At 38.6% G+C, this 18,782-nt stretch carries 16 protein-coding genes; 8 read left to right on the forward strand and 8 right to left on the reverse strand.

Annotated elements, in window-relative coordinates; genetic code table 11:
• Window positions 1-5: 5 nt before the first annotated feature.
• Window positions 6-527 (forward strand): DUF7935 family protein, encoded by a 522-nt coding sequence (locus ACNI3T_RS02785; RefSeq protein WP_418226536.1) that lies wholly within the window; start codon window positions 6-8, stop codon window positions 525-527.
• On the opposite strand, the gene ACNI3T_RS02790 is transcribed toward ACNI3T_RS02785, so the two are convergent.
• From ACNI3T_RS02790 to ACNI3T_RS02800, 3 genes are read right to left on the reverse strand one after another with little or no spacing between them, the layout of a single operon-like run.
• Window positions 511-1,434, reverse strand: a complete 924-nt coding sequence (locus ACNI3T_RS02790) for a patatin-like phospholipase family protein (RefSeq protein WP_418226537.1) — start codon at window positions 1,432-1,434, stop codon at window positions 511-513. The two genes, ACNI3T_RS02785 and ACNI3T_RS02790, sit on opposite strands and share 17 nt — an antisense overlap.
• The gene (locus ACNI3T_RS02795; RefSeq protein ID WP_418226538.1) at window positions 1,434-2,336 is read right to left on the reverse strand and encodes a patatin-like phospholipase family protein; all 903 of its coding nucleotides are present in this window, start codon (window positions 2,334-2,336) and stop codon (window positions 1,434-1,436) included. The genes ACNI3T_RS02790 and ACNI3T_RS02795 overlap by 1 nt, the downstream gene beginning before the upstream one ends.
• 1 nt (window position 2,337) lies before the next feature.
• Complete coding sequence (locus ACNI3T_RS02800) at window positions 2,338-4,416, reverse strand: M1 family metallopeptidase (protein ID WP_418226539.1); 2,079 nt, start codon at window positions 4,414-4,416, stop codon at window positions 2,338-2,340.
• A gap of 161 nt (window positions 4,417-4,577) precedes the next feature.
• Here ACNI3T_RS02800 and recG point away from each other — a divergent pair, with 161 nt between their 5' ends.
• The 3 genes from recG (at window position 4,578) to pheT (ending at window position 10,291) form a co-directional block, all read left to right on the forward strand.
• The gene (recG, locus tag ACNI3T_RS02805; protein WP_418226540.1) at window positions 4,578-6,677 is read left to right on the forward strand and encodes an ATP-dependent DNA helicase RecG; all 2,100 of its coding nucleotides are present in this window, start codon (window positions 4,578-4,580) and stop codon (window positions 6,675-6,677) included.
• Window positions 6,678-6,820: 143 nt separating this feature from the next.
• Window positions 6,821-7,726 carry a tetratricopeptide repeat protein gene (locus tag ACNI3T_RS02810; RefSeq protein WP_418226541.1) on the forward strand — a complete coding sequence of 302 codons (906 nt, stop codon included), beginning with the start codon at window positions 6,821-6,823 and terminating at the stop codon, window positions 7,724-7,726.
• 132 nt (window positions 7,727-7,858) lie between these two features.
• Complete coding sequence (pheT, locus tag ACNI3T_RS02815) at window positions 7,859-10,291, forward strand: phenylalanine--tRNA ligase subunit beta (protein WP_418226542.1); 2,433 nt, start codon at window positions 7,859-7,861, stop codon at window positions 10,289-10,291.
• Window positions 10,292-10,365: 74 nt separating this feature from the next.
• Here the strand turns inward: pheT and ACNI3T_RS02820 are convergent, their stop codons facing one another.
• Entirely contained in the window at window positions 10,366-10,944 is a 579-nt protein-coding gene (locus ACNI3T_RS02820) for a DUF4136 domain-containing protein (RefSeq protein ID WP_418226543.1), read from the reverse strand.
• A gap of 129 nt (window positions 10,945-11,073) precedes the next feature.
• Complete coding sequence (locus ACNI3T_RS02825; protein ID WP_418226544.1) at window positions 11,074-11,634, reverse strand: fasciclin domain-containing protein; 561 nt, start codon at window positions 11,632-11,634, stop codon at window positions 11,074-11,076.
• Window positions 11,635-11,826: 192 nt separating this feature from the next.
• Between ACNI3T_RS02825 and ACNI3T_RS02830 the strand changes: the two genes are divergently transcribed.
• The 3 genes from ACNI3T_RS02830 to ACNI3T_RS02840 all read left to right on the forward strand — a co-directional run bounded on the left by ACNI3T_RS02830 (window position 11,827) and on the right by ACNI3T_RS02840 (window position 13,048).
• Complete coding sequence (locus ACNI3T_RS02830) at window positions 11,827-12,549, forward strand: hypothetical protein (protein ID WP_418226545.1); 723 nt, start codon at window positions 11,827-11,829, stop codon at window positions 12,547-12,549.
• Window positions 12,550-12,615: 66 nt separating this feature from the next.
• Complete coding sequence (locus ACNI3T_RS02835; protein ID WP_295179489.1) at window positions 12,616-12,858, forward strand: putative signal transducing protein; 243 nt, start codon at window positions 12,616-12,618, stop codon at window positions 12,856-12,858.
• The gene (locus tag ACNI3T_RS02840) at window positions 12,851-13,048 is read left to right on the forward strand and encodes a hypothetical protein (RefSeq protein WP_295179491.1); all 198 of its coding nucleotides are present in this window, start codon (window positions 12,851-12,853) and stop codon (window positions 13,046-13,048) included. Before ACNI3T_RS02835 ends, ACNI3T_RS02840 begins: the two co-directional genes overlap by 8 nt.
• A gap of 45 nt (window positions 13,049-13,093) precedes the next feature.
• Here the strand turns inward: ACNI3T_RS02840 and ACNI3T_RS02845 are convergent, their stop codons facing one another.
• Entirely contained in the window at window positions 13,094-14,104 is a 1,011-nt protein-coding gene (locus tag ACNI3T_RS02845) for a 3-oxoacyl-ACP synthase III family protein (RefSeq protein ID WP_418226546.1), read from the reverse strand.
• Between the two features lie 135 nt (window positions 14,105-14,239).
• Between ACNI3T_RS02845 and ACNI3T_RS02850 the strand changes: the two genes are divergently transcribed.
• Window positions 14,240-16,696, forward strand: coding sequence for a S9 family peptidase (locus tag ACNI3T_RS02850; protein ID WP_418226547.1), 2,457 nt, complete (start codon window positions 14,240-14,242; stop codon window positions 16,694-16,696).
• A gap of 122 nt (window positions 16,697-16,818) precedes the next feature.
• On the opposite strand, the gene ACNI3T_RS02855 is transcribed toward ACNI3T_RS02850, so the two are convergent.
• A complete protein-coding gene (locus ACNI3T_RS02855) occupies window positions 16,819-18,126 on the reverse strand; it encodes an ABC1 kinase family protein (protein ID WP_418226548.1) in 1,308 nt (435 codons plus the stop codon).
• 10 nt (window positions 18,127-18,136) lie between these two features.
• Window positions 18,137-18,781 (reverse strand): TetR family transcriptional regulator C-terminal domain-containing protein, encoded by a 645-nt coding sequence (locus ACNI3T_RS02860; protein ID WP_418226549.1) that lies wholly within the window; start codon window positions 18,779-18,781, stop codon window positions 18,137-18,139.
• Window position 18,782 lies beyond the last annotated feature (1 nt).

An 18,782-nucleotide genomic window follows, 5' to 3' on the forward strand; every position in this document is an offset into this window, starting at 1 on the left:
TACTTATGAACGAATTTGATGTTTTTCAATTGATCTATGGAATACTCCCGGCAGCTATCGTTGGTTTGGTTAGTTTCTACTTTTTTCACACCTATTCCAGTAATGAGGAAAATCGTAGAAGGTTTTTGCTACTTAGAGAAAAACAGAAAACTTCGTTACCTATTAGATTACAGGCTTACGAAAGACTGACCTTATTACTGGAAAGAATATCTCCAGGTAAATTACTATTTCGGGTTGAGCCTATCGCCGAAGATGTTCCAGCTTATACAAGTTTGTTAATAGCTAATATCGAACAGGAATTCGAGCATAATCTAGCGCAGCAAATCTATGTTAGCAACGAATGCTGGGACTATATAAGAACATCGAAGAATGCCATGATCAGCATGATCAGAAATGCTTCAGATAAAGAAAACGTATCGAATCCAGACGATCTTAGAAAAGTTATTCTTGAGGCAATGATAGAAAAACAAGCACCTACCGAGGCTGCTTTAGGGTTCATCAAACAAGAGGTTAGAAACCTAGCTTAAACCAGGAAGATTTAGCAGCTTTACGTTCCATTTCTTTCTTTTCGGCATACTCAAAACCCTGCTGCCACCAGTCGGTCATATCTTTTTTGTTGAAAACAAGAGAATTTTCCGTCAGCTTGGTTGGTGTATAGTAGATATTCAGCTTGACCTTTTTATTCATAGCTGCAAGTTTCCCCTCCACAATATCATGATATTCAACCTGGTCTAATAAAAAACCGAAGAGGTTGACCATTAATGAAAAAGGATTCTTACCTAGAACTTTATTGTATTCCATATTTTCAGCTTCCAGGATGATCGCATCTACTTCTGTTGCGCCGCGCTTAATGGCCTCCCGGATAGGAACCACACATCCCAAACCACCATCGGCGTATTCAAAGCCGTCTTTGGTCGCGAGACTCATAAAAGGTATATAATTACAACTTATCCAGATCCAGTCGCAAAAGTCGTCGTACTCGAAATCGTGGATGGATTTATATTCCACCCTGTTTTTAGATAGATTAGACACAGTTACGACTACATCTTTAATATTGGATTTAAGCTCGTTAAAATCCTGCTGAGAAAAATTCTTTCTGATGCTTCTACGTAATGCTTTGCTTTCCCCAAAGGTTCGGCGCTGTCTTATAAATTGCCAGATCGTATTCAAATAATTGATCGTCACATATTCACGACCATCTTTTTTCTTGACTACGAAAGGGTTCACGCTAAAGATCGTTCTTTGCGTAACACTGGTATAGATGTCGTAAACTTTCTGGATGTTTCCTGCAGCGAGGTGAGGAATAAGCAAACTGCCGGTACTGGTTCCTAGAAAAAGATCATACCTTCTTTTTTGTTCCTGAATTAGATGTTGGGCCACGCCGCCGGCAAAGGCGCCTTTACTTCCTCCTCCAGATATAACCAGTGCACGCATTAAGGTTCAATTTCGTTAATTTCTTCGTTTCTGTATTTGGCAAACTCATAGCCACTCTCCCACCATTCCCGCATTTTATCCTTATCAAAAATAAGAGAATTCGTTGTTAGAACGCTTGGAGTATAGTAAAAATTGATAATACAATCCTTATTCGCGGCTGAAAATTTTCCGATCCTGATGTTCTGAGTTTCGATCCTGTCCAGCATAAAAGCGAAAAGATTGGTGATGAGCGAAAATACATTCTTTGAAGGCATTCTATTGAAATAAGTCACTTCAGTTTGTAGAATGATCGCATCCACCTCTGTCGCACCCCGCTTGATGGCTTCCTCTATAGGCACCATACTTCCTAGCCCACCATCGGCATACTCACATCCATTCTTGGTAACCAGGCTCATAAATGGTGTGTAATTGCATGAAATCCAGATCCAGTCTATAAATGCATCGTAATCGTAATCCTTGATACTCTTATATTCCACCTCGTTCAGAGAGAGATTAGAGACTGTAACCACAACTTCCTTATTGCTTTCCTTCAGTTGCTGAAATTCTTCTTTTGTAAACGTCTTCTGAAGCAGGGTTTTAAGATTTAAACTATCGCCGAAGGTTTTCCTTCCTTTTAGAAAATTCAGTATAACATTAAAGTGATTGATCGTGATCGTTTCCTGCCCATGCTTCTTTTTGATAAGGAAAGGCCTGCTACTAAAAATACTGGATTGATTAACACTGGTAAAGGCCTTTTTGACTTTCTCTGCCTTATGCAGAGCCATATGAGAAAGAAGCAAACTTCCTGTAGAGGTTCCTATAAAAAGATCATAATCGCGACCAAGATCTTCAGTAAGATACTGCGCAACTCCGCCGGCAAAAGCTCCCTTGCTTCCTCCTCCTGAAATTACGAGTGCTCTCATCTTAACCTGAAATTTTAGAGTTCAAATACCTGCTATGCTTCTCCTCTAAGGTTGAAGACACATTTATCAATTTCTCTCGAAATTCCTCATTTGCGATCAATTCATCAAGCAACTGTCTTGCAAAATCCCGGAACCTGTAAGCATGATGATTTGTTGCCATTAAAAGGCTCTCCAAACTAGTTTCATTGAAAGCTCCTAGCTGGAAAAGATATCCAAAAGCATTTTCCCTTACTTCAAATGGATTTGATGGATTCGTATAACCTGATAATTCCTCAAAATATTCAGAGGTTTTTTCCGGCTCAAATTCGGCAGTTACCAGGCTCAAGGTTAACCAGAGCATACGTACGTTCCTATTATAGAATCCGTCGATATTCCTGGTTTTCTCTAGATAATCTACTTTTTTCTGCGGAAATCTTTCCCATAATTTGAACAATGCCTTCTCTATAGTCAGGTAAGATTCATCTTCTAACAAACTTTCAAAACTGGGTTGCAATTGCTGCGGAATTGTTTGCATACTGGTAGCGATAGCCTGTCTTACATAAAGATTATTAGATTCGAATGCCTTTTTATACAAGCTCCTGCTTAAATCTGAATTTTCTCCGGCAAGCTGATAGACAACCTCCTGACCTAAATAATCATTTACAGGGAAATCCAGAATTTTATCCAGATATTCATATTTCGTTTCCAGTGGAGTTTCTCGTAAGGCAGCAAGCTCAAGGTAAGATTTGATAAATTCTGATTCTCTTAAAGCATTCAGCGTTTGGTTGGCTTTAAAAGCTGACTGTTCTAGCCAGTCCTTTTTATATTGAGTAAGGTCCATTCCCGAAGCAAGTTCCATTTCAGCAAGAAAATTATCGGTTTCCACATTCTTAAAGGCATAAGTTTCGAGATAACTTTTTACACCTTTTCTAAAAGCTTCCTCACCAACTTTTTCTCTTAAAATATGTAAAGCCCAGGCTCCTTTTTGATAATAAGTACTGGACCGTCCGGTTGAAGACAATAATTTCTGTCCCTTTCCTGAATCGCTTAATTCCTTTAAAACCTCTGCCGACTGGTATAACTTCCAGTAAAAATAATCCTCTCCAAAGATCTCTTTTTCTGCTAATAAAGCATAGTAAGTGGCAAATCCCTCGTGCAACCAGTGATGTTTTCCGCTTTCCTCGGTAACAAGATTTCCAAACCATTGATGAGCCAGCTCATGCGCGTTTACATTTACATAGTTTTGATCATGATAACCAATGGAGTCCACCATAAGAGATTCGGAAAAAATAGTCGTTCCAGTATTCTCCATTCCTGCGTACAGAAAATCGCTTACGGGAATCTGCTTATAATTAGTCCATGGATACTCTATACCAATTTCCTGTTCAAAGAAATCCATGATTTCCGCAGAATGCCTGTAAGTTGGCTCCAGAAGCAAAGAATCTTGCGGGAGATAAAAATTCTGGATCTCAATTCCTGAAGTTGAAGTTATAGTTTTGGAATGATATTTACCTGCTGCGAATCCAACCAGATAAGAACTCATAGGTTCTTGCATATCAAATTTCCACAGTCTAACGGAATCGTTTATAATTTCATTGCTGATATTTTCGCCGTTAGCGATAAGTTCGTAGGAAACAGGAAATTCAAAATTAAGATCAAATTCTGCTTTCTCATTCATATCATCGATACTTGGCAACCAGCTGGAAGTGTATTTTCCCTGACCCTGCGTCCAAACCTGCCTTTCTTCTTCGGCAATATCAGGAACATTCCAATTGATGAAATAGACAGCTTTTTTTGGGGTCACTTCATAATCAAGTGACAAGGAAATACTATCGTTCACCTTAAATTCATGAAGAATATATATTCCTTCTGTTTCTACTGAAAAATCAATGCTTTGGCCATCCAGTTGAACGTTTTCAAATTGCATATCCTTCCCGTTTATAAACAGGCTGTCATCGGGATAAAGTACCTCAATGGAATAAAGCACGTTTCCCTCAATTTTTTTTTGAGTTGGATCAATTTTAAGGTGAGCATCCACTTTCTGAAAATCAAATCGTTCTACCTGATGATCACGAATCTTCTGAGCATTTATAAGGGACATGTTCAGGATTAAAAAAAGTGCAGTTAAATATCGCATTTAGAATAAAAATATCTGATGCAAATTACAAAAAATTGAAGCTGTTATCAGAAATTCCTGAAGATTAAAACTAGTTTCTACACCGCCACCCATGTAAATCAAACGTATTTAATATCTTCGTTTTTATGATCCAGAACCTGCTGCAAACCCCTATTGAGTATCTTAAAGGAGTTGGTCCCAACCGGGCCGATCTTTTCAAGAAGGAACTCAACATCAGCACCTATCGAGACCTCATCAATTTTTTTCCTAATCGATATATAGATAAAACAGGTTTCTATAAGGTCGCCCAATTGCATCAAAATTCTTCGGAAGTGCAAATTGTTGGTAAGATCGTCCATCTAAAGATGGTTGAACAGAAGAAAGGCAAACGCCTGGTAGCCGACTTTGTTGATGACACCGGAAGAATGGAGCTGGTCTGGTTTAGAGGGCATAAATGGATAAGGGAAAACATCAAATTAAATACGCCTTATGTCATCTTCGGAAGAACAAATTTTTACAGTGGGATGTTCAGTATGCCACATCCGGAACTTGAACTGGTATCAGATTATAAAAGAAATCTAAGGGTAGCGATGCAACCGGTATATCCTTCTACTGAATTACTTCAGAAGAAAGGGGTTACTAATAGAGTGATCATGAAATTGATGCAGGAAGTGCTGCAACAAACAGGGATGAAATTTTCTGAAAGTCTGAATCCGGAATTACTGGAAGAACTAAAACTTCTGGGAAAGGCAGAATCCCTATTCAATATTCATTTTCCGAAGAACCAGGAGCTATTGGCAAAAGCGCAGTTCAGACTCAAATTCGAGGAGCTTTTTTATGTGCAACTGCAATTACTGCGCAGAAACCTCATGCATAAACAAAAGATCAAGGGTTTTAATTTTGACAAAGTAGGTCATATTTTCAACGACTTTTACAGCAATCATTTGCCATTCGAACTTACCAATGCTCAAAAACGTGTGGTCAAGGAAATTCGAGGTGATATGGGAAGTGGTGCCCAGATGAACAGGCTATTACAGGGAGATGTAGGTTCCGGAAAGACCATTGTTGCCCTGATGTCCATGCTCCTTGCGCTCGATAATAATTTCCAGGCATGTTTGATGGCTCCTACAGAAATTCTCTCTATTCAACATTATCATGGTTTAGTAGAACTTTGTATAGAACTAAAGTTGAATATTCGATTGCTTACCGGATCAACTAAAACCAGGGAACGCCGGGAGATCCATGAACAACTGGAATCTGGAGAGATACATATTCTCATTGGCACCCATGCTCTTCTTGAAGACAAAGTAAAGTTTAAGAATCTTGGTCTTGCTGTGATCGATGAGCAACATCGTTTTGGAGTGGCCCAAAGAGCGAAGCTATGGAAGAAGAACCATATTCCACCTCATGTTCTGGTGATGACTGCAACTCCAATTCCGCGTACTCTGGCTATGAGTCTGTATGGAGATCTGGATATTTCGGTCATTGATGAACTACCTCCAGGACGTAAACCTATTAAAACTGTTCATCGCTATGATAGTAATCGCTTAAAAGTTTTTGCTTTTATTCGGGATGAAATTCAGAAAGGCCGGCAGGTTTATATCGTATATCCGCTTATACAGGAATCTGAAAAAATGGACTATAAAGATCTTATGGATGGCTATGAAAGTATTGCCAGAGAGTTTCCAGACAACCAGATCTCTATTGTTCACGGCCAGATGAAACCTGCAGATAAGGATTTTGAAATGGATCGTTTTGTGAAAGGTGAAACAGATATTATGGTTGCTACTACCGTCATCGAGGTAGGCGTAAATGTTCCCAACGCCAGTGTGATGATCATAGAAAGCGCGGAGAGATTTGGTCTTTCGCAGTTGCACCAGTTAAGAGGACGTGTTGGGCGTGGTGCTGAACAGAGCTTTTGCATTCTTATGACCGGTCATAAACTTTCCAACGATAGTAAAACGAGATTGGAAACAATGACTTCTACCAACGATGGTTTTGAGATCGCAGAAGTTGACCTGAAGCTAAGAGGTCCTGGAGATCTTATGGGAACTCAGCAAAGCGGGGTTCTTAATTTAAAGATCGCAGATATCGTGAAGGATAATGCAATTCTGCAATCAGCCAGGTTCTATGCCAACAGGCTGCTAAAAGAAGATCCAAACCTGGAGAAGGAAAATAATAGTGCTGTGAAAAACGCCTATTCCCGGCTGGTAAGGAACAAAACGATCTGGAATTACATTAGCTAACTAAATCTTATTAGCTACTGATAATCAATTAATTAAATTTTTATTTATCTTTAGAAAACTTCCCCCGGGAAATAGCTTCAACCTATTCTGTACTTTAGAATGCCCCTTTATAGCTTCGGTATAACCACAAAATTCAATATATCATGGGCAAAAATTTTAAATTTAAATGGGGAATTGGAACATTATTATTTTTTCTAATTCTTAGTATGAATGCGCAGGATCAAGCGCAGGCAACTGTAGATGAACTTTACCAGGTCTATAAGAACCAGGGCGCAAAAGCTGTTTTGGAGAACTACCAGAAGAACAATCCCAATACCGCTTATGAGGGCATGGCTGAACCTTTGAATATTCTAGCATACAGATTGATGCAGGAAGAAAATGATCTGGAAGGCGCCAAAATGTTATTTCAGGCTCAGATTGATGAATATCCGCAGGAAGCCAATCCCTATGATTCCTTTTCTGATGTTTTGCTTGAAATGGATAAAAAAGATGAAGCCGTTAAATACATAGAAAAGTCACTTGCAATTGCTGAAAAGCATGATCATGAACAGGATGATTTGATCATGGAAGCGGGTCTGGCTAAGATTGCTATTATTGAAAACAGGGACAAACAACTTAATTTTCTAATTGGGAACTGGAATAATGAAACCCAGGTTAACCAGAATGGTGAAGTTATGAATACGACCAATAGTTCAAACCGTATTTCGTTTGATGAGGCAGGTTCCATGCTGGTTGTGGATCATGATACAGGTGATAGTAAGCCATGTTGTAAAAGAGTCATGGTATACAATCCACTGGAAGATGAATTTGATGTGGTATTTATGCGAAGAAATGCGCCTGAAGGAATTTCTAATTCAAAAATGAAAGTAAAGGAAATGGGACCTGATCAATACGAGATCGTAGAGAGTTATCTGGATGAAAGCAATCAACAGCTTAGATTCAAGCACGATATTACAAAAGAAGACGGCTCGGTTAAATGGGCAGTTTATGAAGAAACTGAAAGTGGCTGGAACAAGTCCAGAACAATGAATCTTACCCGTAAAGATTAAAGATTTTAAACTATAAAACAGCGAAGGAGACACTAATGGTCTCCTTTGTTTTTTAAGGTCTACAAAATAGGATTCTAGATTATGACAAAACCAACTGTAATACTATCTTTGCTGGCTGAAAAAGACTAATCCATGAAGATTTCATACAACTGGCTAAAACAGTTTATCAAACTACCTGAAAATGCAGAGACTACCGGAGAACTTCTAACAGATCTTGGTCTGGAAGTAGAAGGTATTGATACTTTTCAAAGTGTAAAAGGAGGTATGGCCGGCGTAGTAGTTGGTCATGTTTTAAGCTGTGAAGCTCATCCAAATGCAGACAGGTTGAACCTCACCAGGATGAATCTGGGAAATGGTGAAGAAGTACAGATCGTTTGTGGTGCTCCAAATATCGCAGCAGGACAAAAAGTGCCCGTGGCAACTATTGGTACTGTACTATATGATGAAAAAGGTGAAAGCTGGGAGATCAAAAAAGGAAAAATTCGTGGTGAAGAAAGCTACGGAATGATCTGTTCTGAAAAAGAACTTGGTTTAGGCCAGAGTCACGAAGGTATTATGGTGATGGATAATGAGCTGGTTCCCGGAACTCCGGTTGCTGAGCTTTTTGAAGTAGAGAACGATGAAGTTTTTGAAATTGGCCTTACACCTAACCGTGCAGATGCAATGAGTCACTGGGGTGTTGCCCGGGACTTAAAAGCAGGCTACCAGCAACAGGGAAAATTCCTTGAACTTATCACCCCTTCAGTTAGTAGTTTTCATGTTGATAACAGAAGTTTAAAGATCCAGATAAAAGTAGATGATTCTAATCTTGCTCCAAGATATTGCGGAGTAACGATATCTGATGTGAAGGTTGGTGAATCTCCGAAATGGCTTCAGAATAGATTGAAAGCAATCGGCCTTGCTCCAAAGAACAATATTGTAGATGCTACCAATTATGTAATGCATGAACTGGGACAGCCACTACACGCGTTTGATGCCGGTAAGATCGCTGGTAACGAGATCAATGTTAAGACCGTCGAAGCCGGAACGAAATTTACTACATTAGATGAAGTCGAGCGTGAATTGCATGCTGAAGACCTCATGATATGTGATGCTGAAAAACCTCTTTGTATCGCAGGAGTATTTGGCGGACTTGGAAGCGGTGTGACCGATAGTACTACACAAATTTTCCTGGAAAGTGCATATTTCAATCCTGTAAGCGTTCGAAAAACTGCAAAAAGACATGCAATCAATACCGATGCTTCCTTTAGATTTGAAAGAGGAATCGACATCAATTCTGTAGAGTATGCTTTAAAAAGAGCTGCGCTACTGATCAAGGAAATTTCCGGAGGTGAGATAACCAGCGATATTGATGATCTCTATTTTAAAAAGATCGAAGACTTCCAGGTTTTTCTAACTTTCGAAAAGGTAAACAAACTAATTGGTGAAAATCTTGAGGAAGAAACCATAAAATCTATTCTTGCTTCTCTTGAGATCAGAGTGAATAATGTTACTGAAACCGGAATGGGGCTTACGATCCCTTCTTATCGTGTGGATGTGCAGAGAGAGTCTGATGTGATCGAGGAGATCCTTAGAGTTTATGGTTACAACAACATCAAGTTTGGCGATAAACTAAGCCTATCTGTAGCGAACACCTCTAAATATGAGGATTATAAGATTCAGAATCTTATCGCTCAGCAACTTATAGGACAGGGGTTTTACGAAACCATGGCCAACTCGCTAACAACGCCCGCTTATAATGACTTTAGCGATGATGCTAAAGATGAGTACCAGGTGAAAATGTTGAATCCGCTAAGTCAGGATCTTTCAGTTTTGAGACAAACCATGCTCTTTTCAGGGCTGGAAGCTATTAGTTACAATCTAAACCGAAAACGAGCTAATCTTCGTACTTTTGAATTTGGAAAGACCTATCATTCTTTTGTTAGTGGCAGGGAAGAAAAGAAACATCTTTCGTTGTTCATGTCTGGTAACAGAACTGCTGAGACATGGAATGCACCGAATTTCCCGGCTGGAAACTTCTTTTACCTGAAAGGAGTGATCGAATCGATTTTTCAGAAATTAGGAATTTTGAATACGCTTAAAACCAAAACCGGTAAAAGTTCTGTATTTTCTGAAAGCCTACAGATGAGTACGAAAAAATCTAAACTGGTAGACTTTGGTGTGGTTAAAAGGTCAATTCTGAAAAAATTTGATATAGATCAGGAAGTAGTTTATGCAGATTTTAACTGGGATGAAATCATAGAAGTTGCTAAACAACATCAGAATAAGTTTAGTGCTATTCCGAAGTATCCTAGCATGCGAAGAGATTTTGCCTTACTTCTCGATAATTCTGTGACTTACGATGAGATAGATCAAATCGCAAGACAAACGGAAAAGAAATTATTGAAAGATGTAAGCCTTTTTGATGTTTACGAAGGTGAAAACCTTCCGGAAGGCAAGAAAAGTTACGCAGTAAGTTTTGTATTCCAGGATGAGAACAAAACTCTTACAGATAAACAAGTGGATAAAATGATGAGTAAGCTTCAGTATAGATTCGAAAAAGAACTAAAAGCAGAATTACGCTAATATTCGCTTCATAGTATCAAAATAAAAAAACCGTACATCGAGTACGGTTTTTTTCGTTTTAGATCACTTTAAAATTATAGGTCCTTAAAGATCTCGTCTACATATTCCCGGATCTCACGATCCATTCTTTTAGTTTCAATAGTTTCTTCGGAAGTTCCTCTCCACAGGATCTCATTCGTTCTTCGGTCTATCAGATCGATCACAATCGAGCGTTCACGATAGGGCACCTGCTTCACTCTCGATCCGCTAATCCTCTGTATTGTAAAATAGTTTTCATACAGGTAATCTTCGTAATAGGATCCAATGAATAAACCCGGCTTGTAATATGGGTAATTCGTGTAAACAGGGTTTGCATTTACCGCTACCTTTTCATCGAACATTGGGTGAACATACACGAGAACATCAGGTTGTAGCTTATCAAGACTAAAGCCTTCTTCTTTCATGTTCGCGTTGATGGTCGCAACGATCGTTGAATTGATCGCCTTGTTATCCAGTTTACGATTTAAGATCGTATCCTTATTCGCCAGGAACGCATAAGTGTCGTAAGATTTTAATTGTTTTAGATCGTCTTTTGCCGTTGGAGCACTACTTCCACAAGAAGCCAACGTAAGTGCCACAATGCTTATAACGAGAAATGTTTTCAAATTTTTCATAGCTTTTTTTTAGTAATCCTGAATGTAACCGGTAAGAACATAATAGTAAAATTAAAGACCCGGTTTGACGTTTATTTAACTGAAAAAGCGGCTAATAGCCGCTTTTTTCACAATTTCAGATATTCTGAATTATTTTGTTGGTAAAAGAACCGTATCAATTACATGGATCACTCCGTTTGATTGATTTACATCGGCAATTGTTACAGTAGCAACATTACCAGCAGCATCTTTAACTTTTACGTTCTTTCCATCCATCATAGCAGTGATATCTGCACCACTTACCGTTTTGAAAGTTGCTTTTCCATTTCCTTTTTTGATAGCCTTTACGATGTCTGCAGCTTTAAAATCTCCTGCAAGTACATGGTATGTCAAAACTGACTGTAATTTGCTTTTGTTTTCTTCTTTCAGCAAAGTCTCTACTGTTCCTTCTGGAAGTGCTTCAAAAGCCTTGTTCGTTGGAGCAAATACTGTAAATGGTCCATCACTACTCAATACATCTACTAGTTCAGCAGCCTTCACCGCAGCAACCAGAGTTGTATGATCTTTACTATTTACCGCATTCTCTACGATATTCTTTGCTGGATACATTTCAGCTCCTCCAACCATCTTAGTGTCCTTTGAATTTTGAGCAATACCGCTGGTTGCGATGAATAAAAAACTTAGTAAGCTTAGTAATTGTAACTTTTTCATAATTATTTGTTTTAAATATATACCTAAGTTACGCGTAGGTTGCTTCAACGGTTTTTAAATTAAAGGCAATTGGGATTCTTTTAACAAGATAGAACATCTCCTAAAGTTTTGATTATTAGCACAAAAAATGCAGTAAGACGTTGTATGTCTTGAGCTTAATAATTAATTTAGTACAGCTTAAAGACTATGAACATGAAGTTGAAAATATCCCGCACGAATCTACAGCATCAATTAAATAAAACACGGAGCAAACGTATCAATGAGCATGAGATCATGGATGAGGTTCGCGAGATCCTGCTGCAGGACAACCTCCGGGAAGAAACTATTCATAAAAATCTACAGGAAACACCGGAGGAATCGAATAATCTCAATTTCGATCTGTTGAATTCAAACCGAATTTATCATAAAGACGATATCTATAAGTTATGTGTTAACTACAGACTTAGATTTCTGGATTCTGCATTGTTTAAATCTGAAATTCCTTACGAAGCGATCACGAGAATCAAACATCTGGAGAATGAACATGACACGACATTAAAAGGTTTTAAGATCATTGCTCCTTCCAAGTTATTTAAGCTGAAAAATGCTGATGATCCATTATTATTCGCTCCAATGGGGAATGATTATTATTACCTGATCCATAAATGGGGAAATGATCTCCATCCTTTAAGAAGAATGATCATGTGGCCATTTAAAACTCTTGAGAATTTTCTTGCGCTATTACTCATTACCAGCTTTCTAACGGCTCTTTTAGTTCCCGATGGTTTATTTAGTCCGCAGCAATCCACTACTCAGTTTTTTATGATATTCTTTTTTATCTTCAAATGGTTTGCCGGGATCTCTATATTTTATGGCTTCAAAATGGGGAAAAACTTTAGTACAGAAATTTGGGACAGTAAATATTTCAACGCTTAATTAAATTTTGATTAAGTAGCTGAATACTTCGATATATTCGTATTTTGTAATCTTATCTTGTAAAATATGAGTACTTCAGAAGAATATAAAAGAGTTTATACCGGACCAGAAACCAATGTGCAATATTTGCAGGAACTTTTTGGCGAAAGCAATATCCATTCGAGGATAAGAAACGATGTGGAGTCGGCCAGACTTGCTGGTTTTGGTTCCACTCACGGGATGGTATTATTATTCGTTTTTGAAAAAGATTTTGACGAAGCTTTGAAGATCGCTAAGTCTACATTCCCAAATGACTTCGATAATGAATAATGAACTTGAAGAAAGACCTCAACGTAACAAATGGAATCTTATCCTTGGGATTGTTTTTGTTTGCTACGGAAGCTTTAGACTCTATCAAAAACTAACTGCGATAGAAACCGATAATTTCGGAACTGCGATCGCCGCGGGATTTATTCTCTTCGGAATTTACGACCTATATAAATACTATAAAGGTGTTTAAAAAAAAGACCGGCAAAAGCCGGTCTTTTTTACTTCAATTTTTCCACTACCATTTAATAATTGCACTTCCCCAGGTGAAGCCACTTCCAAAAGCAGCCAGCACCACAGTATCTCCTTCTTTTACTTTACCCTGTTCCCAGGCTTCAGTAAGAGCAATGGGAATTGAGGCCGCAGTGGTGTTTCCATATTTCTGAATATTATTATAAACCTTGTCGTCTGCAAGCTTAAATTTCTGCTGAACGAATTGAGAAATCCTTAAATTCGCCTGGTGCGGAATAAGCATATCTATATCTGAAACTGAAAGTCCGTTTTCCTTAAGTCCTTCATTGATCACTTCTGAAAACCTCTGGATCGCATTTTTGAACACGAACTGCCCATTCATATAAGGATAGTAAGGAATATCATCTCCCTGTGGATTCTCAGCAATAATCTCTGGCACCCAATGATTGGTACTTGGTCCTTTTAAGGATAATTCAAGCGCATGCTTCCCTTCAGAATGTAGATGTGTGGAAAGTATTCCCTGCCCGTTGTGATCACTTCTCGTGAGTACGGCTGCTCCTGCTCCATCACCAAAAATAACTGAAACCGATCGCCCTCTAGTGGTAAAATCAAGACCACCACTATGGTTCTCACTACCAATTACCAGTACGTTCTTATACATTCCAGTCTTGATGAATTGATCTGCTACTGAAACTGCGTAGATAAAACCACTACACTGGTTACGGACATCAAGGGCAGGACAGGTATCTATCTCCAGCATTTCCTGAACCTGAACTCCACACCCAGGAAAGTAGTAATCTGGACTTAGTGTTGCGAATACAATAAGATCAATATCGTCTTTTGAAATCCCTGCTCTTTCGATGGCAATTTTGGCAGCTTTCACTCCCATGCTTGCAGTAGTGTTGCCATCTCCTTTCTTTATATGTCTTCTTTCTTTAATTCCAGTACGCTCGGTTATCCACTCATCGTTCGTATCCATCAGTTTCGAAAGATCATCGTTCGTGACAACATTTTCCGGTACATATTTTCCTAATCCTGCAATTTTTGTTTGATACATGGGTAAAAATTATGATATTAAAAATAATTCTTATTAAATTTAATGAATTTGCGAAAATTCCGACGCGCAATATAAGAAACATTAACACTACAATTAAGCTTGTAATCATTTAAATTCAAATCTAAAATTTACATTATGAACCGACTTTTGCTATGTCTGGCGGGATCCTTTCTATTCCTTAATGGAATGGCAGCTCAGGAAAACCTGGACTACCAGAAACCACCGCAGGAAATCCTTGAACTTATCGATGTTCCCCTGGCACCTTCCACTCTAATAGATAGTGATGCAGAAATGATGATCTTCCTGTACAGGGATCAATTTAAAAGTATAGCCGAACTAAGCGAAGAAGAATTACGCCTGGGTGGTTTGAGAATAAATCCCGTGACCAATATTAATAGCAGGGCACGTTATTACAATAATTTTAAAGTCAAATCTGTAAATGCAAAAGAACCTGTACAGGTAAGCGGACTTCCGGAAAACCCTCGTCTTACCAATTTTACCTGGTCACCAGACGAAAGTATGATGGCATTTACACACACCACAGATACTGGAGTAGAATTGTGGGTACTTAACATTGAAGACGCTGCAGCAAAAAAACTAACCGAGGCCAATCTTAATGCAAATATGCGTAGCACCGTGAACTGGTTTAGAGATAATTCTGCTATTCTGGTCACTACCCTTCCTAAAGATAGAAAAGCATTAATCGATACCGAAACTTCGGTCCCCTCGGGTCCTACAATTTCGGTTAGTGATGGGAAAGAAGCCCAGAACAGGACTTATCAGGATCTTCTAAAGAATCCTAATGATGAATATAATTTTGAACAATTAGCCAGATCTGAGATCATGAAAGTAAATCTGGATGGTACAGTTTCGTCATGGATGGCTCCCAAAATGTATTCTGATATATCATTCTCGCCAGATGGAGAATATGTAATGGTTACACATTTAAAAAAGCCATTTTCATACCTGGTTCCATATTACAGATTCCCTTCAGAAACAAGTATATACGATAAAAATGGGCAACTGGTAAATATGATCAATGAAGTACCGCTCATTGAAGATCTGCCAAAAGGTTTTATGGCCGAAAGAGAAGGCAAACGAGATTGGAGCTGGCGAAGTGATCGTCCTGCAACCTTAACATATGTTGTGGCTCTTGATGGTGGAGATCCTGAAAAAGAAGTGGAATACAGAGATGAATATTTTCAACTTGAAGCGCCATTTAAGGGTGAAGGAAAATCATTAATTAAACTTAAGAATCGTGCGAGCGGAATTACCTGGGGCGATGATGATACTGCCTTAGCGAACGATTACTGGTGGAACACCAGAAATACGAAAACCTATGTTTTCGACCCATCCGATGCCTCCCAGAAGCCTGAAATCATCTTCGATAGAAATTATCAGGATGTATACAGCGATCCAGGTAGATTTGTGATGTCCAAAAACAAATGGGGACGTTCGGTTCTTGAACTGGATAAAGATGAGGCTTTCCTAATGGGTTCAGGTTTTACAGAGGATGGACAATTTCCTTTTGTGGACAAAATCGATCTAAGTTCTGGTGAAACTGAACGTATGTACCAGTCTGAGCTAAAAGATCAAAAAGAAAGTCTGGTGGAAGCGCTGGACATCGATAAAGGGGAGATCCTGGTTCGTATCGAGTCTTCTACCGAGTACCCAAATTACTTTATCCGGGATATAGATTCTAAGAATAAACTTACCCAGATCACCAATTTCGACAATCCTTTCAAATCTCTGGAAGACGTTCATAAAGAAGTGATCACTTATAAAAGAGATGATGGTCTGGAACTAAATGCCACGCTTTATCTTCCTGCCGGTTATGATATGTCTAACCCAGAAAAACTCCCTATGTTCATGTGGGCATATCCAAGAGAATTCAAAGACAAAAATTCAGCTTCTCAAAACACCTCGAATGCTAATGATTTCACTTATCCGTATTACGGATCACCCGTTTATTGGGTGAACAGAGGTTATGTAGTGCTTGATGATGCCTCATTCCCAATTGTAGGAGAAGGTGATGAAGAACCTAATGACACGTTCAGAAAGCAATTAGTGGCAAATGCTAAAGCGGCTATCGATGCAGTCGATGAAAGAGGATTTGTAGATCGTGATCGAGTAGCTGTTGGCGGGCATAGTTATGGTGCATTTATGACTGCTAATCTGCTTTCTCATTCAGATCTATTTGCTGCAGGAATCGCTCGAAGTGGTGCTTACAATCGTACCCTTACTCCATTTGGATTTCAAAGCGAAGAAAGAAATTACTGGGAAGCTCCGGAAATTTATAATACCATGTCTCCTTTTATGCATGCAGAAAAAATGGATACTCCGTTATTGATGATCCATGGGGAAGCAGATAATAACTCGGGAACTTATCCTATGCAAAGTGAGCGTTACTTTAATGCACTTAAAGGACTTGGAGCCACTGCTAGATTGGTGATGTTACCTAAGGAAAGTCATGGTTATAGCGCAAAGGAATCTGTACTGCACGTATTATGGGAACAGGATCAATGGCTGGAAAAATATGTGAAGAATAGAGAAATAGAATCTAATACTGAACAGCAGGAAGCACGAAATTAATACATTATTCTCTTCGGAATAAAAGCCCCCGGAATAAACCGAGGGCTTTTTTGAACCAAAAAAAGAAAGCGCAGCTGCTACCAACAACTACGCTCTCTTCAACCTAACCAATAAATCAACCATTAGAGGAGACCTCTAAACTTATTAACCTCAACCTTAGCTTTGAGATCATGTAACAAATTATATAACCCGAAGAATGTTCTGCTCATATAAAGGAAATGTCTACTTCCTCGATTTCCATTCATACGACGTAATTCAGGATCCTTAGAATATTTTTCGCTTAGCTGGGAAAGATTATCCCAGAATTCTTTATCTGTAAAATCGAATACTTCAGATTGATACGGAGTTGAAAACATCGCAAACATCTCGTAAAACATTTCAGAGAAAAACTTTCTCTCCTTGTCTGTATCCTTTTCCTGAAGAATTTCCAGTTCTAATAATCTTTCGTTAAAATAATCGGCATTATCAAGATTATTACGATCTGTCAATGAGAAGTAAGGAGTATAAAAATCATCTGGAATCTGTTTGATACAACCAAAATCAATGGCGATCAGATTATTCTCAGAATCCACCATAAAATTACCAGGATGTGGATCTGCATGTACCATCTTTAATCCGTGAATCTGAAACATATAGAAGTCCCATAGCGCCTGTCCTACTTTATCTGCAAGTTCCTGTGACGTATTCTGTTTTGAGAACTCACTAAGATGCATTCCATTCATCCAATCCATAGTAATGATCCTTTCACTGGAAAGATCTTCATAATACTTCGGAAATTTGATATTAGGAATGTGCGCAGCTGCCTTGGAAATGTGTTTACTCTGCTTCACTTCCAGAATATAATCTGTCTCTTCCAGAAGCTTTCCTTCGACCTCCTTGAAATACTTTTCAGAATCCTTTGCTGAAAGATTGAACATCTTTAGAGCAATTGGTTTTACCATCGCAAGATCTGAACTGATACTATCTGCAACCCCCGGATATTGGATTTTCACAGCAAGTTTTTTCCCATCTTTTGTCGCCTTATGTACCTGACCGATACTGGCGGCATTTACCGACTGGGTTGCAAAAGTATCATATAGCTCTTCAGGATATGCTCCGTTATATTTTTTAAAGGTTTTTCTAACTAATGGTGCAGAAAGTGGTGGCACACTAAATTGCGCCAGGCTAAACTTTTCTACGTACGCACCAGGAAGTAAATTTTTCTCCATGGATAGCATTTGAGCTACCTTTAAAGCGCTTCCCTTTAGACTTTTCAGTCCGTCATAAATATCTGTAGCATTATCCTCATCCAACTCATCACGTGTTAATTCAGAATTAAATGCCTTTTTGCCGTAATATTTGATGTAATTCCCACCAATCTTAACACCGGTTTGAACCAGTTTACTGGTACGGCCAATTTTGCCTGTTGGAATTTTATCTATCGTTTTCATAATCTTTATATTAGGCCATTCGTTCTTTCCACAAGAACTTTCCGAAGTCTACCACACGCTCCAAAGGAGTGTTATCGAATAGATCAAATACAGTATGCACAGATTTTTCAATTGCAACATCTGTACTTTCAAAAGATGGGGAATTATCCTCCATCCAAAACTTTAGCAGGAATAAGAATTGCACCCATACTCCTTCGCTAAAAACAGTTTCACTCTGCTCAAAAATTTTGAACGATTTGTCACTATTGCCATCAGCAATTAAATCCTTGGCGAAACTGCGCATCTTTCTACGTAAACCTTTAAGTTGTTCAAGGTTTTTCATTCTATCCTTATGCTCACTAAGTGCGTAGAGTACGTAACTTCTGTTTGCAGTTAAAACCTCAAAGAACGTATAGAAAAATGTGAGTAGCTTTTCACGATTACTGAAGGACTGATAATCTGGTGCCTTCTCCATGACAGATAGGGTGTTATCAAAAAACTTATCCCAGATCTTCTTTCTTAAACCATCAAAACTTCCGAAGAATTCGTAAAACTCCTGTTCGGTTATATCATTCTCCTTAGCAAACTTGTAAACACTTCTAGGAGTACTTTCATTCACAAGTACATAGTCCATATAGATTGCTATAAGCCTATCCTCACTTGGCTTCTTCTTCACC

Origin of the sequence: Christiangramia qingdaonensis, assembly GCF_048381525.1 — a bacterium.
GTDB lineage: Bacteria > Bacteroidota > Bacteroidia > Flavobacteriales > Flavobacteriaceae > Christiangramia.